The sequence below is a fragment of the Mucilaginibacter sabulilitoris genome (genome assembly GCF_034262375.1).
In the GTDB taxonomy this organism is placed as follows: domain Bacteria; phylum Bacteroidota; class Bacteroidia; order Sphingobacteriales; family Sphingobacteriaceae; genus Mucilaginibacter; species Mucilaginibacter sabulilitoris.
The window spans coordinates 4,659,719-4,681,586 of record NZ_CP139558.1 but is presented as its reverse complement, the minus strand read 5'-3'; the positions used below and the strand labels follow the sequence as shown (position 1 = coordinate 4,681,586).

18 protein-coding genes are annotated in these 21,868 nt (G+C 39.8%); 13 read left to right on the top strand and 5 right to left on the bottom strand.

The annotated features are described in order from the left end of the window. Window positions 1–66 precede the first annotated feature (66 nt). Window positions 67–501, bottom strand: coding sequence for a GlcG/HbpS family heme-binding protein (locus SNE25_RS19935; RefSeq protein ID WP_321560756.1), 435 nt, complete (start codon window positions 499–501; stop codon window positions 67–69). Between the two features lie 737 nt (window positions 502–1,238). On the opposite strand from SNE25_RS19935, the gene SNE25_RS19930 reads away from it, so the two are divergent. The 12 genes from SNE25_RS19930 (at window position 1,239) to SNE25_RS19880 (ending at window position 14,493) form a co-directional block, all read left to right on the top strand. After that, on the top strand, window positions 1,239–2,618 hold the full coding sequence (locus SNE25_RS19930) for a sigma-54-dependent transcriptional regulator (protein ID WP_321560755.1): 1,380 nt from the start codon (window positions 1,239–1,241) through the stop codon (window positions 2,616–2,618). Window positions 2,619–2,878: 260 nt separating this feature from the next. Next, window positions 2,879–3,079, top strand: a complete 201-nt coding sequence (locus tag SNE25_RS31935) for a SnoaL-like domain-containing protein (RefSeq protein WP_407667051.1) — start codon at window positions 2,879–2,881, stop codon at window positions 3,077–3,079. Window positions 3,080–3,445: 366 nt separating this feature from the next. Next, window positions 3,446–5,065: an NAD-dependent malic enzyme gene (locus SNE25_RS19925; RefSeq protein WP_321560754.1), complete on the top strand. Its 1,620-nt coding sequence runs from the start codon at window positions 3,446–3,448 to the stop codon at window positions 5,063–5,065. Between the two features lie 227 nt (window positions 5,066–5,292). Then, window positions 5,293–6,204, top strand: a complete 912-nt coding sequence (locus SNE25_RS19920) for an aldo/keto reductase (protein WP_321560753.1) — start codon at window positions 5,293–5,295, stop codon at window positions 6,202–6,204. A 14-nt stretch (window positions 6,205–6,218) separates the two neighbouring features. Next, window positions 6,219–6,602 carry a nuclear transport factor 2-like protein gene (locus SNE25_RS19915; RefSeq protein ID WP_321560752.1) on the top strand — a complete coding sequence of 128 codons (384 nt, stop codon included), beginning with the start codon at window positions 6,219–6,221 and terminating at the stop codon, window positions 6,600–6,602. Window positions 6,603–7,032: 430 nt separating this feature from the next. Next, window positions 7,033–8,184, top strand: coding sequence for a PAS domain-containing sensor histidine kinase (locus SNE25_RS19910; protein WP_321560751.1), 1,152 nt, complete (start codon window positions 7,033–7,035; stop codon window positions 8,182–8,184). A 769-nt stretch (window positions 8,185–8,953) separates the two neighbouring features. Next, the gene (locus SNE25_RS19905) at window positions 8,954–9,247 is read left to right on the top strand and encodes a hypothetical protein (protein ID WP_321560750.1); all 294 of its coding nucleotides are present in this window, start codon (window positions 8,954–8,956) and stop codon (window positions 9,245–9,247) included. Between the two features lie 82 nt (window positions 9,248–9,329). Beyond that, entirely contained in the window at window positions 9,330–9,590 is a 261-nt protein-coding gene (locus tag SNE25_RS19900) for a sigma-70 factor domain-containing protein (protein WP_321560749.1), read from the top strand. After that, window positions 9,581–10,189 (top strand): sigma-70 family RNA polymerase sigma factor, encoded by a 609-nt coding sequence (locus tag SNE25_RS19895; protein ID WP_321560748.1) that lies wholly within the window; start codon window positions 9,581–9,583, stop codon window positions 10,187–10,189. The genes SNE25_RS19900 and SNE25_RS19895 overlap by 10 nt, the downstream gene beginning before the upstream one ends. A 293-nt stretch (window positions 10,190–10,482) precedes the next feature. Then, entirely contained in the window at window positions 10,483–11,838 is a 1,356-nt protein-coding gene (locus SNE25_RS19890) for a TolC family protein (RefSeq protein ID WP_321560747.1), read from the top strand. Window positions 11,839–11,911: 73 nt separating this feature from the next. Beyond that, window positions 11,912–12,907 carry an HlyD family secretion protein gene (locus tag SNE25_RS19885; RefSeq protein WP_321560746.1) on the top strand — a complete coding sequence of 332 codons (996 nt, stop codon included), beginning with the start codon at window positions 11,912–11,914 and terminating at the stop codon, window positions 12,905–12,907. Then, a complete protein-coding gene (locus tag SNE25_RS19880; protein WP_321560745.1) occupies window positions 12,904–14,493 on the top strand; it encodes an efflux MFS transporter permease in 1,590 nt (529 codons plus the stop codon). The genes SNE25_RS19885 and SNE25_RS19880 overlap by 4 nt, the downstream gene beginning before the upstream one ends. A gap of 210 nt (window positions 14,494–14,703) precedes the next feature. Here SNE25_RS19880 and SNE25_RS19875 read toward each other — a convergent pair whose 3' ends face one another. The 3 genes from SNE25_RS19875 to SNE25_RS19865 all read right to left on the bottom strand — a co-directional run bounded on the left by SNE25_RS19875 (window position 14,704) and on the right by SNE25_RS19865 (window position 18,012). Then, the gene (locus SNE25_RS19875; protein WP_321560744.1) at window positions 14,704–15,117 is read right to left on the bottom strand and encodes an ester cyclase; all 414 of its coding nucleotides are present in this window, start codon (window positions 15,115–15,117) and stop codon (window positions 14,704–14,706) included. A gap of 117 nt (window positions 15,118–15,234) precedes the next feature. Continuing rightward, window positions 15,235–16,977 (bottom strand): MOSC and FAD-binding oxidoreductase domain-containing protein, encoded by a 1,743-nt coding sequence (locus tag SNE25_RS19870; RefSeq protein ID WP_321560743.1) that lies wholly within the window; start codon window positions 16,975–16,977, stop codon window positions 15,235–15,237. 39 nt (window positions 16,978–17,016) lie between these two features. Further along, window positions 17,017–18,012 carry an L-histidine N(alpha)-methyltransferase gene (locus SNE25_RS19865; protein ID WP_321560742.1) on the bottom strand — a complete coding sequence of 332 codons (996 nt, stop codon included), beginning with the start codon at window positions 18,010–18,012 and terminating at the stop codon, window positions 17,017–17,019. A gap of 525 nt (window positions 18,013–18,537) precedes the next feature. Here SNE25_RS19865 and SNE25_RS19860 point away from each other — a divergent pair. Beyond that, window positions 18,538–20,811: a tetratricopeptide repeat-containing sensor histidine kinase gene (locus SNE25_RS19860; protein ID WP_321560741.1), complete on the top strand. Its 2,274-nt coding sequence runs from the start codon at window positions 18,538–18,540 to the stop codon at window positions 20,809–20,811. Between the two features lie 214 nt (window positions 20,812–21,025). On the opposite strand, the gene SNE25_RS19855 is transcribed toward SNE25_RS19860, so the two are convergent. Further along, entirely contained in the window at window positions 21,026–21,826 is an 801-nt protein-coding gene (locus tag SNE25_RS19855; protein ID WP_321560740.1) for an AraC family transcriptional regulator, read from the bottom strand. Between the last annotated feature and the right edge of the window lie 42 nt (window positions 21,827–21,868).

Here is a 21,868-nt window from a genome sequence, read left to right as displayed (position 1 = left end):
TAAATTTAAGCCGCAACCATATTATTTTTGGATGATAGCCTGGATGACGAAAATGCGTTGTTGTTTTTAGACCGAGTTTTCCTTTGTTATATTATTTATTTTTTTAAAAGCATCGGCTCCGGCCGCAGCCACTTTGTAATCATCCCTTATTGAACCTCCTGAAACGCCGATCGCGCCAATTACTTCTCCCTCATTGTTTTTGAGGGGAATGCCACCGGGAAATGAAATTAATCCTCCATTTGATATTTCTACCTGATACAATGGGCTGCCTGGTTGCGAAAGTTTTCCGATATCACCAGTCTCAATGTTGAAGAATCGTGCTGTTTTAGCCTTTTTGATGGCTATATCCATAGAGCCAAGCCATGCTTTGTCCATTCGACAAAACAATAACAAGTTGGCGCCATAATCGACAACCGCAATGTTCATGGGTATGCCAATTTCGAGTGCTGAATTTTTGGCGGCAGCAACTGTAAGCTCTGCAATTTCAAGGGTAATTTCCATAATTTCTGCATGTGTCTTTTTATGTTTGTTTAACAGGTACACAACAATTCAATCGCAAAGTAGAAGCCATGTGATTATGTATTTGATAAACAGATAGTTGTGAGCTATCTATATTATTCAAAAACATGAAATAAAAAGAAATAGCGATATCAGTTGCTGATATATCATTAAATCATAGCGATTTCATTCGCGTTTGTCATGCTGAACCGAGCAACAAGAGCTGTCAAAACAATTCGGTTTACTTTTGCATGTGCAGCTGATCTATACGATGAAAGGAGGCAAGTTTTTCAATATTTCCTTCTCAAACTCTAAATAATTATTTAAATTACAGCTGTGTATTTTGTTGCTAATCAATATTTTATGTGAGGTTTATTAATTATGAGTTATTATAATTAATCATTTTGCACCTCATGTAATATCATCAGGCATATGGTTATTTATTATTGTCTTTATTGTCATATCATAAGCCGCTTAGGCTTATGGTTTAAGTTTTTTACAATAAGCATCGTAATGATATTCTCATGGTTGGGTGTTTCAGCTCAACCCCATATGGTCTCAAAACCACTAATCTCAACATCAATGGGGTTAAGATTGATCAGTGGGCTAAGTGAAAACACTGAAGCCGACACCAGTTTTGTGACCCGTAAAGGCACGAAAATCGCTCTCATATTTCAAACAGACACATTAAATAATCAGTACGAAATTTTGAAAACTTCAAAACAAATGGAGGCCTATATATGAATACTAAGGTAATTATAGTTGAAGATCAGTTTATTGAAGCTGATAACTTACGGTCTATTCTCAGGAAAGCCGGCTATATTGTTTGTAAAATTGCGCGTTCAGTACCTGAAGCTTTAAAAATTATTGAAGATGAAAAACCGAACCTGGTATTACTGGATATATATTTAAAAGGCGAATTGACAGGTATTGATTTAGGCAAAATATTAAAAGATCAACATATTGCCTTTGTTTACCTCTCTGCAAATTCAAATAAACAGATACTGGATGCCGCTAAAGCCACTAAACCTTATGGCTTTCTGGTAAAACCATTTCGGGAAAAAGATGTGCTCGTGATGCTTGATGTTGCCTGGTATCTGCATCGTGAGAGTCTTGGATTATTAAGTAACCAGAAGGATATGCAGAATAGCTCACTGGAGCATGATTTCAAAAAAATAATAGGGGAGAGCAAGGCAATGAATGAAGTATTGAATGACGTCAAAATTGTTGGAACCTCTGACATTTCGGTATTGATCCTGGGTGAAAGTGGAACAGGAAAAGAGCTTATAGCACAAAACATTCATTATATCTCGGCCCGAAAGCACAAGCCGTTTGTTGCAGTAAATTGCGCAGCGCTCCCGGCAAATCTGATTGAGTCGGAATTATTCGGTCATGAAAAAGGTGCTTTTACGGGTGCTATAGATAAAAGGATAGGAAAGTTTGAACAGGGAAATGAAGGAACAGTTTTTTTGGATGAGATAGGAGAGCTCCCGCTGGAGCTGCAGGTTAAACTGTTAAGAGTATTACAGGAAAAAGAAATTGAACCCATTGGCGGCCGCAAAAAAAAGGTAGATGTAAGGATTATTGCAGCTACAAACCGCGATCTGGAAGAAGAAATAGCGGCCGGACGATTCAGGCTTGACCTGTACTATCGTATCAATATTTTTCCGATCAGCCTTCCTGCCCTGCGCGAACGTAAAGAAGACATTACATTACTGACTAATCACTTTTTAAAAATTTACGCTCATAAGGAAAACAAAGTTATTACGGGTGTATCCAATCATGTTTGGCAAAGTTTGATGAATTATGACTGGCCGGGGAACATCAGGCAATTGGAAAATATCATGGCGAGAAGTGTTTTAATTAATGAGGGGCCAATACTCGAGTTTCTTAAGCTTCCGGGACAAATAAAAAATACAGTCACCACACCTGAAACGCGTGTCAAAAGCATGATTGAAATGGAACGCGACCATATCCTTTCAGCCCTTGGACAATGCAATGGGAGAATATATGGACCTGGGGGCGCTGCGGAATTATTGGAACTCAACCCCTCCACGTTAAATTCACGCATGAAAAAATTGGGCATCGAAAAAAAGTACTTTAAACAGGGTACTGATTGATGTAGGTTTTGACCACTTTGATAAATATATCTTTTAATTTTATCAAAACGATTACGAATTAACTTAAAGAGACTATGAGCACAAAAGAAGTAGCCGACAGATTAGTGCAGCTTTGCCGGAAAAAAAAATGTAGAAGCTACTAATGAGTTTTACGCAGATATTGTCATAAGCTATGAACCAAAAGGGTCGCATATGGAAATATCAGAAGGTAAACTGCTGTTTTGGAAAAAACCTATGGATAGTTTGATACAGTAGATACCATTCACAGCTATCTCATATCAGACCCGATTGTTACCGGTAACTTCTTTGCGATAGCAGTTGATATAGAGGTTACTTTCAAAGGAAAGGACCGAAGCATGATGAACGAAATAGGTATTTATCAGGTTAAGGGTGGAAAAATAGTCAGTGAAAGTTTCCACTATGATTTGCCGCAGTTATTATTCAGCAAAATTTACGTATAAAACAAAAATCCCCGGTGAGGCAGCATGGGGATTTTTGTTTTTTTATATCATGATTAATCGGTTAAATGAGGTTAATCAAGCATTGAACCTCATTTGTAAACAAGCTGAACAACTGCGGAGCTTTAACAATGGAACTGTGTGAACTTGGAAGATGATGGGTGCTGAGTGCTGCACATGACTTGAATTTTGATCAAATGGAACCTCGGTATTTCCTGTATCAGGATCGGTTTAATCGAAATATCGTGGCGGTTTCGGAGAATGTATTTCGTAAGAGTCTTGTTTTTAGTGTTTTATGTATCGGCATTGTATTTGGTTTTCTATGAACAATTGATAGAATAATTATAATGTTAATTAAGCATCAGCAACATGGAAACGAACGACGGTTTTATTGTTTTACATGATCCACGAAAAAACAGAGGAACAGCTTTTACTGAAGAAGAACGGGGACTTTTGGGCCTTAAAGGGCTGTTGCCCGAAGCAGTAGAGTCAATTGATCTGCAAGTAGAACGAGTTCACGAACAGATTGGTAAGCTGGAAAAACCGATCAATAAGTATGTTTATCTTCTTCAGCTGATGGAAACTAACGAAACGCTTTTTTACAAAGTGCTGATGGATGATCCTGTAAGCTACATGCCTTTGGTTTACACACCAACCGTAGGGGAAGCGTGTCAAACTTTTGGGCATATTTTTAGAAGGCCCAGAGGCATTTATCTTTCCATTAAGGAAAAAGATAATATACGGGCGATTTTGCAAAACTGGCAGGAAAAGGACGTTCGTTTTACAGTGGTCACCGACGGTGAACGCATTCTAGGCCTGGGTGACTTAGGTATCTGCGGAATGGGTATCCCCATCGGTAAATTAAGCCTGTATACCGCTTGTGCCGGCGTGCCGCCCGAATACACTTTACCGATAATGCTTGACGCCGGGACGAATAATCAGGAGTTTCTTAATGATTCATTATATCCCGGCCTCAGACAGGAAAGAGCACGGGGAGAAGAGTACGATGCTTTCATTGCCGCATTTGTAGAGGCCATTACAGAAGTGTTTCCCAAGATATGTATCCAGTGGGAAGACTTCGCGGGTATCAACGCGCTCCGGATATTAAACACTTTTCGTGACAAGGTTTGCACATTCAATGATGATATTCAGGGTACGGCGGCTGTGGCCACCGGTGGACTTCTTGCGGCGAGCAGATATTCGGGAAAACCGTTGACCCATCAAAAATTTTTGTTTCTTGGTGCCGGAGCAGCTGCAATAGGGATTGCTGATATGCTTGTACAGCGCCTGCAGAAAGAAGCACTGGCTGCTGAAGTTGCTTATGAACGAATTTATATGTTCGATAATAAGGGGCTATTAGTCACCTCCCGAAGCGATCTTACCGCGTACAATCAAAAATTTGCTCATGATCAGGAGCCATCCGATAGTTTCGTCGACACCATAAAAAATATCAGACCAACCGCGATAATTGGTGTGAGTACAATCGCGGGGGCATTTACACGCGAAGTAATTGAAGCAATGTCGGCCATTAACGAACGACCTGTTATATTTCCCTATTCAAATCCGACGAGTCATTCTGAATGTACTGCGGATGAGGCTTATAATTGGAGTAAAGGAAAGGCCATTTTTGCCAGCGGCAGCCCGTTCCCACCGGTTATTTATAATGGAAAAACATTTATTCCCGGCCAGGGAAACAATGTTTACATTTTCCCCGCCATAGGCCTTGCGGTTTTTGCTACTGAAGCCAGGCGCCTGACAAATGAAATGTTTTTAACTGCTTCGGAAGCGCTTGCAAAACAAGTAAAAGCCGAAGACTTTGAGCAGGGACTTATTTATCCGCCATTGAGTAATATTTTCGAGGTATCGGTTAATATCGCCGTTGAGGTGGCCACCAGGATATTCGACTCGGACCTGGCTGGTATTGACAGGCCATTGGATATTGAAGCGTTGGTGAAAAGTAAAATATACCGGGCTAAATATGAACAATGACGCTAAGGATATTTCAGCTTTGTTTGGATTAAAGCAAATACATGTTTCCCGGTTATGGCGGAAGAATTTGTTCGGAAATAAGTATAGCAGGTTAAGCATCTAAGAGCAAACATTAATACGTTTTCGTTACACCACAAAATGACATTTCCTACAACGCCAGGCTGACGGTATAAATGTTTATTCTTAAATAAGGTCAATACAACAAATAAGTAAACACGATATATAGTATGATGATGAAGCCAAAAGATAAAACTGTCTTTATGCCCGCCCTCGGGTTTGGTACGCTGATTCCTGATTCGGCCGAGACAATAAGAGCTACTAAAGATGCGCTCGAAGCCGGATTTCGACATTTTGATTGCGCAGAACGATACCGAAATGAAAGCGAGGTAGGCGAAGCGTTGCAGGTAGGAATGGCTGCCGGAGGTATTCCCCGCGAAGATATGTTTGTGACCACGAAATTATGGAACTCCAATCACCGGCCTGAACGTGTAGAACCGGCATTAGAGGCAAGTTTGAAAAGGCTCCGTATTGATTACGCGGATTTTTACCTTATTCACACACCTTTTTCATTTCAGCCGGGTGAAGAACAAGATCCGCGGGATGAAAATGGCAATGTTATTTATGACCCGGACACAACTTTGTTTGATACATGGGGAGCGATGGAGAACTTGGTAGATAAAGGTAAATGTCGGGCGATCGGATTGTCTGATGTCAGCTTAACACAACTATTGCCTATCTACGAATCAGCGAGGATTAAACCGGCAGTTGTCCAGGTCGAGTCCCATCCATATCTGCCAGAAACGGAACTTCTGGAGTTTTGTAAGGAGAAAGGTATTGTGTTTTTGGCATTTGCGCCATTGGGTCACGGGTTAAGGCCGGGCCTGCTTGAAAATTCGGTCATCTTAGACGTTGCCGCGAGAGTTGGAAAAACGCCTGCTCAAGTACTTTTAGCTTGGGCGGTTCAGCGAGGCACAGCTTTACTTACCACGCCTAAAAGTGCGGCTCGTGCTCGCGAGAATTTTAACATCTCCTCATTGCCGCAAGGGGCATTCGATGAAATCAATAATATCCAAATCAGGCAGAGATTGAATGAGGTGGTGAAGACAGGTATTCCGGGTTTTATCCCAACAGGTAGTTAAACTACGATCAGGTGATGGAAGAAGAACAAATACGCAAAGCTTTGAATGCACACTGGAATGCCTCGGCGGTTGGTGATCTAAATGCGGAGCATGCTATTTATGATGATAATGTTATTTGCGATTATCCCCAGTCAGGAGAGCGAATCATCGGTCGTAATAACTTACAGGCCTTACGCAGTCATCATCCTGGTAAGCCATCTGGTTTCGGAATAAGGCGAATTCTTGGCAAAGGTGAACTCTGGATTACAGAATATATCATTACTTATCAGAGTGCGTCATCATTCACCGTGAGTATTATGGAGTTTCTAAATGGTAAGGTTGTACACGAGACACAGTATTTTGCAAGCCCTTTCGAGGCACCGGCCTGGCGAAGCCAATGGGTACGGGAGATCCCGTGATAGCATTTACGCATTGCCGATCGGATAAGAAGCCGTATTGAATTATGCAGTATAACAACCAACCGGTAATAAAAACGATTCGGTAAACTAAGTGGATATTTCTTTTTTTTTAAGCTTATAATCTACAATCAAGTTAAAGGCAATGGAAACAATTTATCTGGCTACTCATATCCCGATCGGATTTTGCATAATGATCGTTTTGTATCTGTCCCTTAGTCGTACGGAAACCAATTGTGACGAGCGAAAAATATCGGTGATATACCAAATTTATGTACGCGGATTAAAGTTCGTTAAGCTTTTGGAAACGGCGGGCTGCAGAATAGCGGCGAGTATATTGGTTGCTTATTTAAAGTAGCATTTATAACTATTTTAAAATGACGAGATCGCAAAATACTCTTAATTCCCAATCAAAAGTTAAAATATGAATTTAATGCAGCAAAAAAAAAATATTCCATTCAATACACAGGTAGATTGTGGTGAATATAATATGAAAATAAGAAATCTTCGGTCGGATGTTGCAGGGGAGGAAAGTACATGGGCTGATCTATTTAAAACTGAAATGATAGCAAATTCAATCAATGCCGGCAGCTGGTTAATTGATATCCCAAAACAGTACTTATGGGTTTGTAGCAAATGCAAAAAAATGGTACCAAAATTTCAGGAAAAACAGATCAAAATAAGCCAGCTTCGTGAATTTATCGCGCCTGAGTTTGCTGAAAAAGTTTTAAAATATCTATCGTCGGCTTTAAAAGAACCATCTCCTTTTGAAATAGAAGTGCCATTAGTTACTGCTAAAGATTCGCCACCAACATGGTTTAGAATAAATGGTGTTGCAGCTTTTACCGAGGGTAGTTTCCTCAGACAAATTTATGGCCTGATTGAAGATGTTTCTGAAAGAAAAAACCAGGAGATAACGGACCTGAACTTTTTGGCCATAGCCAGTCATGATCTGCGATCACCGCTCTCGGTAATCAAATTATACCTGCAGCTCTGCGAACGGATATTAGCTGGTAAAGGCGATAACTACATTTTAGAGCTGTTAAAAAAAGCAGAGCTGCAAGTTCATAAAATGAATTCGATGATTAAATATTACCTAGATTCTGCGTTAAGAAAAGCGGGCGAAATTGATCATTTTCCCGTACGGTTTGACATCAAAGAGCTATTGAAAGAGGAAATTAACGAACTACACCTTTTAAATCCCACCTATATTCTTTATTTGAGACGTGGGCCTTCTGTAGAAATAGTTGCTGACAGACAAAAAGTCGGCCAGGTAATTCACAATTTATTGACAAATGCGATCAAGTATTCGCCGAGCACAGATGTTATTTTAGTGCATTACACAAAGAAGGACGGGTATATAGAGGTGGTGGTCGAGGATCGGGGCATAGGGATAGAGCCAGCTCACCAGCAAAGGATTTTTGACAGATTTTACAGGGTAAAAGATGAAAACGATACGATCGAAGGATATGGTATCGGATTATACCTCGTCAAGGAGATCATCAAACAACACAACGGTGAAATTTGGGTGAAAAGTGAGGTAAATAAAGGAACAAAGTTCTATTTCACTTTACCGTTTTCATGATAGGCAAAAGCGCATCAACGCTCGAAATAACTGATCTTTCTGATATCGAACTTTAGGCTTATATACTTCATTATAAACGATTAATCTTTAACATTATGTGGGTCCTTCAGCTTCTCTTTTTGTTAACCGTCCTTAGTATCATCAATTGTTTTCAATGGGCGGCAGGTATTTTGGCTAAACAAATTGGCCGCAGTTTTTGGCGCTGGTTTCTGATCGCGCAATTTTTACCAATTGTATCCTTGATCATTCTAATCTGCCTTTGGCAGACGAATACCGATCAGCCTCCCAAAGTGCTAAATTGACTGACCACCAGCTTATTTTATAAACCGAAGCTTCCTAAACCCGAAAAGACGGCATGGGAAATTTATAGCTACGGTTTAAAGTTTGATTTTGTACGCTTTACGATACTACTATTTGTTCAGTGCACATGATAAGCAAACCTGATTACTCACTGGCTATTCAGAAGGTACCAAGGAACCAGCTTACCTTATTTAGTCTGAAATAACATCTGATTTTCTGCGTAATAAAAATAATTGGGTTGCATTTAGTGGTAAATACGATATTTCGTGGGTTATTCCATTTTAAGCGATATATCCCAATTATTTGGCAAAGGAATTTTATGTAAATTATTGATTTTTAGGTATTTATAAATTGGCACTTTTTTAGTTTTGTTAAAGTAACCTTTTTATTTAATAAAGTACATATATAATGGGAAGCGCTTTTCAGCAGGATTTTAGTCAAACAATCAATGTATCAATATAATAAAATCATGGAGCCAAAAACAACTGTAAACAAAAAGGTCAATGGGCGTATTACCCAAAGAATTGTAGCTCTTCACCAACAGGGATGGGATAATGATTTTTTCGCGTTAAACAACAATGTATTGGTTAACGTTCAAAGAAATGAGAACCACAATCTGGATGCTGTTCATATAGAACTCATCGATCTGAATTTTGACGTCTTAAGCAAATCTTTCAAATACATATACACTATTGAAACTTTTTCAGGTGAGCGGGGCCTGTTAATTTTAGATGCGATTGTTACAAATAAATTTATTGCTTAAGCTTAAATGGAAGTTTGGAGAAAACCAAACATCTCTGAATGCGCGAATTACTTTTTGCTACATATGAATTTATTATTTAGACATGCAACAGTTAATTATAACAAATGATATGATCAATCGCGACGCCAATTCGTTAAAAAGATATTTTAATGAATTGAAAAAGATTGATCTACTGACTGCCGAGAAAGAAGTTTTGCTTGCGCAAAAAGCAAAACAGGGCGATGCACAATCATTACAAACGCTTATAGAATCAAATTTACGCCTTGTTATTTCGGTTGCGAAACATTATCAAAATAGGGGAGTTTCAATAACGGATCTGATTAATGAGGTAATATGGGTTTAATAAATGCTGCTCATCGCTATGATACATCACGCGGGTTTAAATTTATTTCTTACGCAGTTTGGTGGATCCGCCAGGCAATAATCGCCGCCATAGCAGAGCAATCCCGGTTGGTTCATATCCCTTGCAATTTTTATACATTAATTGGAAAAATTAAAAAGTCTGAGGCTAAATTGGAGCAGGAGCTTAAAAGAAAGCCCACGCCCGAGGAGATTGCCGATCACCTGCACATGAAAATTGAAAAACTACATGATTTGCTTAGTTTTTTCAATCATGAAATTTCACTGGATAAGCTATCAGAAGATAGCGCTGAGCTTAGCTTGTTAGATATTCTTCCATCTAAAAGTGATGACATTGACAGTGATCTTTCATTAGAGTCAAAAAGACTGGTAATTGATAGCGCATTAAATATTCTTAATGCCCGGGAAAAGGAAATTCTTCAACTTTATTTTGGGTTAAATGCGGCGATCCCCGTTCCTATAGAACAGATTGCCAAAAAATTCGAATTGTCGGTTGAACATATCCGGCGTCTTAGAGACAACGCCTTGTATCGCATTCGTTGCTCAAGTTATGGTGCTATCCTGCAGTCGTATGTTAACTGATATTATTGAGTTTTTTTTTGGACCGGAGATGTCGTTGTTAATGAGCGCTGAACAATACTCTTTCAACCGATCGTTTTCTATTGATTATTCTGAAACGCTGATTAATTATACTTAAATTAGATGAAAGATGAAACGGATGGGCATAAGGAATATAAACTGTATCTTATTTTTTTAAATCGTTATCTAAACGTGCAGGGAATATGCAGTAGCATGATTATTTATGGGTAGGATATTAAAGAAATAAGCTATTGTTTATAATCAAACAATAGCTGCTAATATTTAACACCAAGATCATGAAAACAAATGCTATCGGGCTTATTATTAAGCTAACAGGAATGTCTTTTGCGGTAATTTTCGTCTTGCTTCATATTGCAGAGGCCCAGATAAAAGCCGATTCCGGTAACGTTTACCTACTTTCACTGCAGCAGGCAATCAATATTTCAAAAACCAATAATAATTTAGTTAAGGCCGCCAAAAGCGAAGAAAGCGCCAGTAATTCTGACCTGAAAGATGCTGAGAACAATGCGCTTCCGTCAATTTTTGCAGGTGCAAACTATCAGCGTTACACAAGCCTTACTTTATACCAGGGACTGAATCCTGTTAAATCAATGCCGAAATATCCAACCTCAGACGGTGCCGATGCAAGTGTATCCGCTAACTTTAATCTTTATGCCGGTGGCCGTCAAAAAGCATTAAAAGATGAACAAAGCGGTAAAAAAAATCTCGCAAGCGTAAATACACAGGAGCAAACCGGAAATGTTGGATTGCAGGTGGTTGCTCAATATCTTGACTTGGTAAGGTTAAATGATCAAAGGAGGTTTATTAAAGAACAGGTGATACGCGCCGAAACCCGGGTGAAAAATATTACCGCCCTATACAACAATCAAAAAGTAACCCGCAGCGATTTGTTGCGCGCAGAACTGACATTATCGGCCGCCGGACTTGACCTTGAGCAAGCTGAAAATGATATAACTATAGCCAGTCAGAAATTAAACATATTGCTTGGTTTATCAGTTTCCACCGGAGTGTCCCTGCTAGATTCGGCAGCTATGCCAAGACCGGTTGCCGAAAGCCTGGTTCCTTTAGTGGTTGAAGCTTCTAAAGCTGCTTATGCTATACGTAAAACCGGTGAAATCATTAAAATTCAGGACGCCAGGATCAAATCGGTAAAAAGTGGTTCTTCTCCTAGCGTATCCCTTTATTCTGCTTATGGCATCAATTATCCGAATAACATATTCTTTCCTCCGGTTGACCAGGCTTTTTCTATCGGATTTGTTGGTTTCAAGGTTCAATATAGTATCTCGTCTATTTACCAGAATAAACATAAAACGGCGGCGAGCCGCATCAGGCTGCAGGAACTGCAGCATGAACAGCAGAATATCAGCGATAATGTACGGCAGGAAGCAGAAAGTTTGCTAATTAAATATAAGGAAGCAATTAACCGTATTGCTGTTAACGAGAAATCAGTAGAACAGGCAAGGGTAAATTACAAAATAATAAATGCCAAATATTTTAATCAGCTGGCCCTGCTTACCGATTTGCTCGATGCCGACAATTTATATCAGGGAACACGGTACAACCTGGTACAGGCACAAACCGGTGCACTGTTTATTTACTACAAGTTATTATACACTTCCGGAAACTTATAAAATCAACCCGCCTTATATTATGGAAGCATTACCAAATAAAAAACGCCATCCGGGGAATTTAATCTTATCCATAATGGCTTTAATAGTTGTAATTGTGGCTATTGCCTATTTTGTCAGTTATTTTGTAACCCAGAGCCGATATCAGGAAACTAATGATGCACAGGTAGAATCATACATCAACCCAATATCGGCAAGGGTAGGTGGCTTCATTAAAGCTGTTCGATTTAATGAACACCAGTTAGTAAAAACAGGAGATACGCTGATAGTGCTTGATGACCGGGAATATCGGCAACGGGTAATTGAAGCCGAAGCTGCTGTAGATGACGCCTATGCACAACTTGGTGTGTTAACTGCAAATATAGTATCGGCACAAACTAATACTCTGGTAAATAAAGATCAGATTGCCGGTGCAAAAGCCCGGCTTACGTTACAACAAAAAGACATTAAGCGTTATAAAAACCTGATAAAAGAAGAAGCTATAACTGGTGCCGATCTCGAGACCGTTCAGTCACGTTATGATGTTTCTTTAAGCGACTACAGTGCTAGTCGAAACAATCTTAAAACCAGTTATGCTAAAATAAATGAGCTACAATCGCGAAAGGCCCTTTTAGCTGCTGATTTAAAAAGAAAAAGGGCCGAATTGGAGCTCGCCCGCATCAATTTAGGTTACACAGTTATAGCAGCCCCTTACACCGGCCGTTTGGGTCGTAAAACCATATTAGAGGGCCAGCAAATACAACCCGGACAACCACTGGTATCTATCGTGAACGAAAAAGACAAATGGGTTACTGCTAATTTTAAAGAAACACAGGTAATTGATATGTACGTAGGCCAGCCAGTTGAGGTCAGGGTTGATGCTATTGATGATAAAGTTTACAGGGGCGAAATTGAAGCCATTTCCGCATCAACCGGAGCAAAGTTTTCCTTGCTGCCGCCTGACAATGCCACCGGTAATTTTGTGAAAATTGTTCAGCGGGTGCCTGTTAAAATAAGATTTATCGACACCGGTATAACTGCTGTAAAAGTTGGTATGAATGTTTTGGTATCTGTTAAAAAGAAAACAATATGAAAACACCTGCTTACTTTAAACCATGGCTGGCAGAATGGAACCTTGGCGGTATCATCATTCTGTTTATTATCCTGCTTTCGGGTGTGGTGCAATTTGCCGCCTTTGGCCTTAGTCAAACCTATGTGATCTCTTACTTGGGTGCCCAGCCCGAGGATATCACTTTCGCTATACAATTAACTTATATAGCTATTATTGTAATCTTGCCGGTACAGTTCAGGTTTTTAAGACGTTTTGAGATCAGGGATTATCTTACCATAAATCTTTTTATCGGAATATTGCTTAGTATAATATGTATGTATACTACCAATATAATGCTGTTTTTTATCATTCGTTTTTTTCAGGGAGTAATAATCTGTATATCCTCTGGCAGTATACTCGTTTTAATTCCGGGTTTTTTAAAACCCGAATATCGGCAGGCCGTAGGTCCCTCTGTTTTTTATGGAACTGTTTTAAGTGCGAGCATATTAATTGGTATCGTAGCTGCCAATGTAACTTTAAACGCCGATTTTAAAACCATCTATAACTATATTATTATATTCCAGGTAATTGTACTGATTCTTATAAGATTAACTTTAAATGCAAAATCGAACATTAAGCCATACCCATTATACCAGATAGACTGGACAGGGGTGGTGTTTTTTATTGCAGGCGCGATAGCTTTTGCTTATACCGTTATTTATGGGTCAAAATACTATTGGTTTACTGATATTCGAATCAAACTTTCAACCCTAATTACAATAGCCGCAGCTATAGCTTACCTGTACCGTGAAGCGATAGTTAAAAGACCCCATCTGGATATTTCGGTTTTTAAATATAAAAAATTTTGGATTGGATTAATACTACTAGCCATATACTATGGCTCAAAGGAAAGTATAAATATCATTTTTGGCTATACCGCATCAATATTACAATGGAGCCCGCTCCAGGTAACCATGTTAGGGTTGAGTAATATAGCCGGTCTGCTCATATTTATGGTTATATCGGCCATTATTCTTATACATTATAAAAATACTTTCATGTATTTCCTAATAGCTGGTTTCAGTATGTTGCTGTTATATCAGTTATGGATGTATTTTATATTCACACCCGACCTTGCCTTTGACGACCTGATAGTGCCCCTTTTTTTCCAGGGAGCCGCATCTGGTCTATTATTTGTGCCTATAATGGTGTTTACTTTAAGTTCAATACCTGTTACCGCCGGAGTAACCGGGCTTGCCGTGGCTGCGTTTACACGGTTTACTTCATTGCTGAATGCCGGTGCAGGTTTTTATAACCTGCAGCTTTATTATAACCAACTTTATAAAGAAAGCTTTTTAAATCATTTGACCAATATTGATGAGCAAACCACTGAACGCTTAAACAGCTTCAGGCAACTGTTTCTTTCAAAGGGCTTTTCGACAGAACAGGCTGTCACAGCTGCCTATGCATCATTAGCAAAAGCCCTTGGCACACAGGGCCAGCTATTAACCAATAGAGCAACCTTTATGTTTGTAGCCATAATAATTGCGTTTGTTTTGGTGCTGGTAATACTTGCATTTATATATCAAACTTATATGAAATGGAAAGATGTTCAATTAAGAAATTGAGCTTATTGGACTCGTATTTTTATTTAATCCGTACCTGAAATGCTTATTTGATGCTAAAGGAATTTTTTGCCGCCAAATGAAAAAAGATTATAAAAACAGGAAATAGCCGCGTGTTATTCTATCGCAATCATTTATTTTTTGACGGGTAAAAAAATTAACGAATAAAAGTAAGCCCTGATAAGAAGGGGCGATACAAAGAACTGATAAGCCTTATTTTAATTCCTGGCCTATTTGTTTCAGAATACCTAACTGATCTGAACTTCCCCATCGTTCAATCATCACACCGTTTTTGAACTTACTTATTTGTAAGCCACGGGCCTTTATTGGGTTGTTGGTTGGTGGTATACCCTGAAATTCGCCTTGGTGCGTTCCGCTTAATTCGTAAGCTATGGCTATATTATCCTCGTCGGCAACCATATGCACCAATTCTACCTTGAGATCGGGAAATGCGGTCCGCAGCTGTTTGAAAAAAGAGATATAGCCTTGAGGGCCCTGTACTTGTCCTGCTGCGGGATCATGATCAACGTTGTCGGGGGATACAGCTTCATTCATTAAGTCCCAGTTTCCGGTATTTACCGCCCCGGCAAATCTCGTTAACGCCTCTAAGTTTGTTTCTTTGCTCATGATGTAATTATTGAGTTAATAATCAAAACACTGTTAATGATGAACCATCAAAAATATACCCTTATGAAACACGGATTTTTATCCATGTAAAATCGGGATGGGTTTCTTTTAAATTACCTATAGGTCCAAGTCAACCGGACCTGCCGGGGCAGAACAACAAAGCAGCACGTTTCCATTTGCCGGAAGATCAAGGGGAGCGGGCGAATAGGTAACCTGCCCGTCTATTATACCCGTTTCGCAACGGTGGCAGACACCCATGCGACACGACCATAGAACCGGTACGTCACAGGCTTCCGCTGCTTCCAGTAAGCTGCCAAAACCGGGCTTCCACCGGAAGGATATTTTGCTTTTACTGAAGGTCACGAGCGGGCCTTGTCCCGTATTTTCGGTGGGCAGGTGAGGAGCCTTTCCGCCTCCGGCGGCTGATTCAGGCTGGCTGCCGAATAGTTCGGATTTAATTTTCCCGTCGGAAATACCTATGGATCTCAACGCAGCTTTAACATTTTGGAGATATGCCGGCGGTCCGCACAAGTAACATTCGCTTTCCTTCGGCAGTTGTATAGCTTTTAATTGCTGCAAGTCCAGGTGTCCTTTGATATCATAATCAAGACCGTAATGCTCATGGTCATCAGGAGAACTGTATATCATCACTCGGTGAAATGCAGATAGCTGCATCCCAAGTGATCTTACTTCTTCGCTGAAAGCTTCAAAAGATTTGTTCTTGCAGGAATGTATCCACCAAAGTTTTCGGCCTGAATCACGGCAGGCTACATAGTGCAGGATGCTCAATAAAGGAGTAACGCCTACTCCGGCGCTCAGGAGTACCAACGGGCCCGTGCCATCAGACAAAGTGAAGGTGCCGCGTGGCGCGCTGATTTCTAAAATATCACCTTCCTGCACCCGTTCATGCATATAAATACCTCCTGCACCGTTTGTTTCCAGTTTTACCGCAATGCGCAAACTGGATGCATCCTGCGGTCCGCAAAGGGAGTACATACGTATAAGCGGAGCACCGTCTGGAGCAGGATACATCTTAACTGCTATATGTTGCCCGGGCAGAAAACCAGGTACTGGGCTGCCATCCCCAGTGCTCAGCTCAAATGAGCGGACTCCTTCACATTCCATACGCACACGTTTTACTACGAAAGGTCTAAAACCGCTCCAGGATAGTTCGATAGTTGATCCGCTTAAACCGGCGTTTCCCTTAGTCACACCCTGTAAAGCAGCATCGAGCAAATTTTGAAAAGATACTTGCCAGGCCTGGCTGAGTGCCGGAATTTTTAAGGCCCTTTGAAGTTTGTCTTCCGGATGATCTTTCAGATAGAGTAAGCCATCAATTTCCGCAACACTCATTTTTTGATCTCCATCGGTAATTTTTTCTATCACCTCTCCCGCGCCGACTTCTCCTTCCTGGATAACACGGAAGTAAAAACCGGGTCGCCTGTGTTTTACAAGTAACGCCGGCATTTCCGGAACTCCGGTGCTGATACCCACCCGCCAGCAGGTAACGCGGGGTTGCGTTATTTCAAAAATTGCCGAACCGATGCGGAAACGATCGCCAATATAAACCTCATTGTCGGCCATTTCCTCTACAGTAAGATTTTCGCCAAACTGCCCATAAACGAAATCTTTACGCTGAAGGGTATCACGCCAGTATTGATACGATTCAGCCTGATAAACCATCACTGCACGATGCTCACCGCCATGTCCTATCAGATCTGCCTGAGCGTCTCCTTCAAAATTGAGTTTTCGTACACGAACGCGTCCGGCAACGGGGGTTTTATACACGGATGTTCTAACCATTTGACCACGCCATGGGATCTCTTGTGGCTGCCCTACATTCACAGATACGACTTTCATGCTGCAATGTGTTTTATAAAGATACTATATATACGTTAATCAACAAGCTATCCATAAGGTGTCCAGAAACCATTTCTTTTTATCATAAAAATCAGCCACCGGGACAAAGCCGCTTGAACTGGCAAGAGATCTCGTGTCTTCCAACGTGTATTTTTGAGAAATCTCCATATCAATAACTTCGTCTTTTTGAAAGGATAAAGCAAATGAACCTATTCGAATTACCTGTGTTTTTAAACAGATCAGATAGCTTTTACAAGCCCCTGTGAGCGGATCGTAAGTTGGGAAATGATCAAAGTCGAGAATGTCAAAATTAGCGCCAAATTCACGGTTTATCCTGGTTAGGAGGTTCAGATTGAATTTTTTCGTTACGCCTTCTTTGTCATTATATGCTGCCAGAATGGTGCTGGGGTTCTTTCGCAAATCTGTACCAATCAGCAGCATATCGCCCGGCGAAAGCGTTCCCCTGATTTTGATGCAGAACTCGGTAGCTTCCCCGATATTCATATTCCCAATGCTTGATCCCAGCAAAAGTACTACTTTGCGTTTTTGAGAAGTCGAACTGACTTTTTTTAGCATATGAAGATAATCACCATTAAAACCTTCCATTTGAATTTTCGGAAAAACAACAGGCAAGGTAGCATGCAGGTAATTAATGATGTTTTCGGAAATATCGATAGGCTTGTAACTGAATTTTATATTTTGATCACTAAGATGTCTCAAAAGAAATTTTGTTTTTGTCGCGTCACCAGCTCCCAGTTCTACCAAATCAAATTCATTTTCGCTGCACATCATCGCTTCGGCTAAAGCTGCGCATTGTTCTGCAAATATTTCCATTTCGCAATCCGAAGGGTAATATTCTGGAGATTTCATGATTTCCTGGAAGATCGCATCGCCGGCTTGATCATAAAAATATTTAGACTTTAGGTTTTTCGGCTGAGATGAAAGACCATCGATCACATCCTTAAAGAAGTCATTGTTGGCAATTCGCTCATTTACTTTTTCCACTTCGGGAAATTGAGAGACTGTATAACTCATTTTCTTATCGTTTGGTTCGTTTTTTAACACTTGCCACTTCAATCTATTTTTATGCCATTTCGTAAATAATTGATTATTAATTACTTAATTGTAGTTGTAGGTGACTGAATTCTTCATATCTCATAAATTATGAAGTGTGACAACGAAATATCAAGACCATGATTGAAAATATTTCAACTGCAATGGATATAAGCGCTTTTTTTTGTAAAAAAAAATGCGGAGCTTTATTAAAACTGGATCACAATCCTATTATCAGATTACTCTTTAAATATACCAAACCTTTTTTATTTCGATATTCTTCTGACGACATCGCTGCTCATAAATATGTTATGAAAAGGATGGATTAACTCTTTGATTAAAATACTGTAATATCATGAATAGACAGCCCCCTTTCATCATATTCATTTTAATGATGTCCTGTATTAAAGCTCAGGTAACCTTATGGTTGTCTGGTAATCTTATTCAACAGGTCTACAAAAGCAAATCACCCAATTATAAAGCACTGTTTTTTATTACTGAAAAGTTATGAAAAGATGTGTTTTTATTATACTGATTCTGTCCGGCGCAGGTATTGTCAGGGGGCAGGATGAAACGCATAATATTTCCCGGTTGGAGGCTAATAATTTGCTAAAATCATTGAATCAAAAGAATGTTGACACCGTCAGGATAGATCAATTGTTGCGATTGGCGCTTTTTAACATATTAAAGCCCGGCGAACAGAAAGCGGATCTTGACAGTGCCGGGCTGTTCATTAAAAAGGCTGAATCGATTTCCGGCCGGGTCAAGTCGCCGGCGATTTGGGGTTACATGGCATTGGTAAAGGCTAATTTTTATCGGGAGAACGGCCAAAAGGAGCAAGGTAAAAAGTTTGCCGAAAAAGCAGTTGCCCTTTTAAAGAATACATCTGATAAATATCATTTAGGCTCGGCCTATTTGGAGTTGGCGCACCACTATGAATTTAACGACCCTAAACAGGTTGGGGAAAAGATGCATTTGGTAGAGCGGGCCGTAACTGCTTTAGAATATTCGAAACATACAGAATTGAAAGCTTATTCGCTTCAATTTCTGGCCGATCTTTACAGCACCCAATCCCTCGATGCAAAAGCCTTGCCCATCATTAAACGAGCTATTGAGGCTTATCAATCAATACATTATAAAAAACTTCAGGGCGCCTATCATGTTTACAGCGCGCTTTGTTACGATTTATCTGACTATGAAAATGCGCTGACCTATGAATTGAAAGCTCTAAAAGTGGCTGAGGAATTAAAGGATTCGGTCATGATCGGCACCATTTACAATGGGCTTGGGATGATATCCGACTCCATACACGACCGGGAAAACGCAAAAAAATATTATAAGCTCGCTCTGGAAAACGCGCAGCGGCGTCATGACCTGCCCGCAATAGGTTACATTTTGCAAAACATTGTTATCGATTATGACTATTTAAATCAGAACAAAGAAGCATTGAATTTTATAAACAGCCTGCCTGAGCGGGATTCATTATCAAACCTGAAAGGGACTGTTGTGTCGTTTGCATTTCTGGTAGTTTATTCAAGGTTGAATCAACCCGTCAAGGCTGAGTTTTATATAGACAAACTGCAAAAGTATATTGACTTAAATCATCCTACTCCTCTTCGCGTAAGCCGGCTGTATGCCAGGTTTGTTAGATATTATACCGATACCCATCAATTTACCAAAGCAAAATTTTATCTAAAAAAAGTTGATTCTATCGATAGAGCAGTTAACGATCATTTTACAATAACCTGGGATTATGTTCTTAAAGCTAAATTGGATTCTGCCCAGGGAAATTACAAAGCTGCACTATTTAACCTGTCAAAGTTTAATACATTACATGATTCGTTATTGAATGAAACAAAGAGCAGGCAGCTAAAACAAATACAGGTTATTTATGAAACCGAAAAAAGATTAAATGAGATCAAGCTGAAAGATCAAAATATCCGGCTGTTAAATCAAAACAGTGAGATTCAAAGTACAAATCTGCTACATGCGCAGCATACAAAAAATTGGATTTTTGCCGGTTCATGCATGTTACTCATAATTGCCGGGTTATTATATTGGCAAGGTGCGATAAGAAAGAAAAATAATGTAACAATTACCCAAAAGAATAAGTTGTTGCAGCATTTGCTTACAGAAAAAGAATGGCTTTTAAAGGAAGTACATCACCGGGTAAAAAATAATTTGCACACCGTAATTTGCTTGTTAGAATCGCAGGCCCGGTATCTTGAAGACGATGCTTTGGCGGCGATTGAAAATAGCCAGCACCGCATATATGCCATGTCGTTGATTCATCAAAAACTGTATCAGTCTGACGATATAAAAACCATTAATATGGCTACTTATATTCCCGAATTGGTACAAACCCTGGAAAATAGTTTTGATACCGCGGGACGGATTGAGTTCAAATTAAATGTAGAGCCAGTCAATCTTAGCCTTTCTCACGCCATCCCATTGGGATTAATCATCAATGAAGCGGTAACTAATTCTATAAAATATGCTTTCCCCAATAACAAAAAAGGTGAGATATCAATTTCAATGAAAGAAAATGAGAAGCAAATAATACTCGAGCTTGCGGATGATGGTATCGGGATGCCTCAAATAGATCACGACACCGAGCCAGAATCTTTAGGACTGAGATTAATAAAAGGGCTTGGCGAAGATATTGACGCTGAAATTAGCTTTTATGTTGATAACGGCACCTTGATTGTGATATCATTCAAGCCTGACCTACTGAATGATCCGGAACATTTTTTAAAATCAAGTACCGAGACACTTATATAAATCATTAAATACCTATTGTTGAGGATCAATTTACTTAAGCCGATAACCTGTAAAACAAACCTTTGAGCTAGCCAGCTTTTGATATTTTTTGGTAAAAACAAATCAGGATTACATCCTGAGTTATTTTACAGGGCAAAGGCTGAACAGGAGGCTCTACGCTGACCAATCTGATTATTCATTACCAGCAATTACAACTGGCCAATGAAGTAACCGCTTAAACTAAAGCCGCTTCAATGCCAGCCAAATGAGCCGAAGGACGTGTTTTAGTAACCTGATAAAAAGTATTACTGAACGACGACAGACTTTGATAACCACACAGAAAAGCCACGTCTGCCAATGAATGCTCATTGGTTACAATAAGCTGAAACGCTTTGGCCATGCGAAGCAGTTTAAGGTATTGCAAAAAGGAAACACTTAAGGTGGACTGGAAAAATCTGGATAAACTTCTTTCGCTGATACCAAACTTAATGCTGATACTGTGTAGTGTGTGGTTTTTGGCAAGATGATCTTCCAGGTACGTCAGAATCTTCAGCATCCGCTCATTTTCCGTAAAGGGTAGAGCCACAGATAACGGCTGACTGCTTAACTGCGGCAGAATGTTTTTAATACTGTGTAAAAAGGAAAACCGCTTATCGGTTGGTAAAATATGCCCGTTCCATTGTTCTGTAAACCTGATCATCTGGAAAAGTAGATCGTTAATAGGGTAAATGCCCATCCGGGTATAAAACTCGTTCTGCTCATCCCCGTTGATATGAAAAAATAAGGTACGGCAGCGGGTTTCTGCGTGGCCGATAGTGAGGGTGTGTTCTATACCTGCCGGAATCCAGAAGTAGTGCCTTGCGGGTATCACCAAAAGCTTTTCCCGGAACCGCAGATAGGCTAACCCTCCTTCCACATAAGTGAGCTGACTTTTGGAATGTTTATGAAAAGGTGCAAATTTTTCACATTTTTTATGCATCACAAATATGGATTCGGGATGTAATTCAATTTCAGGCAGGGAGGCTATCAAATCCATTTTATTATCTTTTAATTACACACTTTTATAAATTTGAGCGGA

Coding starts and splice junctions, on each gene's coding strand:
- SNE25_RS19875 (WP_321560744.1), bottom strand. CDS start 15,117: ATGAGCAAAGAAACAAACTTAGAGGCGTTAACGAGATTTGCCGGGGCG.
- SNE25_RS19870 (WP_321560743.1), bottom strand. CDS start 16,977: ATGAAAGTCGTATCTGTGAATGTAGGGCAGCCACAAGAGATCCCATGG.
- SNE25_RS19915 (WP_321560752.1), top strand. CDS start 6,219: ATGGAAGAAGAACAAATACGCAAAGCTTTGAATGCACACTGGAATGCC.
- SNE25_RS19925 (WP_321560754.1), top strand. CDS start 3,446: ATGGAAACGAACGACGGTTTTATTGTTTTACATGATCCACGAAAAAAC.
- SNE25_RS19865 (WP_321560742.1), bottom strand. CDS start 18,012: ATGAGTTATACAGTCTCTCAATTTCCCGAAGTGGAAAAAGTAAATGAG.
- SNE25_RS19905 (WP_321560750.1), top strand. CDS start 8,954: ATGGAGCCAAAAACAACTGTAAACAAAAAGGTCAATGGGCGTATTACC.
- SNE25_RS19895 (WP_321560748.1), top strand. CDS start 9,581: ATGGGTTTAATAAATGCTGCTCATCGCTATGATACATCACGCGGGTTT.
- SNE25_RS19930 (WP_321560755.1), top strand. CDS start 1,239: ATGAATACTAAGGTAATTATAGTTGAAGATCAGTTTATTGAAGCTGAT.
- SNE25_RS19880 (WP_321560745.1), top strand. CDS start 12,904: ATGAAAACACCTGCTTACTTTAAACCATGGCTGGCAGAATGGAACCTT.
- SNE25_RS19900 (WP_321560749.1), top strand. CDS start 9,330: ATGCAACAGTTAATTATAACAAATGATATGATCAATCGCGACGCCAAT.
- SNE25_RS19890 (WP_321560747.1), top strand. CDS start 10,483: ATGAAAACAAATGCTATCGGGCTTATTATTAAGCTAACAGGAATGTCT.
- SNE25_RS19920 (WP_321560753.1), top strand. CDS start 5,293: ATGATGATGAAGCCAAAAGATAAAACTGTCTTTATGCCCGCCCTCGGG.
- SNE25_RS19855 (WP_321560740.1), bottom strand. CDS start 21,826: ATGGATTTGATAGCCTCCCTGCCTGAAATTGAATTACATCCCGAATCC.
- SNE25_RS19910 (WP_321560751.1), top strand. CDS start 7,033: ATGCAGCAAAAAAAAAATATTCCATTCAATACACAGGTAGATTGTGGT.
- SNE25_RS19860 (WP_321560741.1), top strand. CDS start 18,538: ATGAAAAGATGTGTTTTTATTATACTGATTCTGTCCGGCGCAGGTATT.
- SNE25_RS19885 (WP_321560746.1), top strand. CDS start 11,912: ATGGCTTTAATAGTTGTAATTGTGGCTATTGCCTATTTTGTCAGTTAT.
- SNE25_RS19935 (WP_321560756.1), bottom strand. CDS start 501: ATGGAAATTACCCTTGAAATTGCAGAGCTTACAGTTGCTGCCGCCAAA.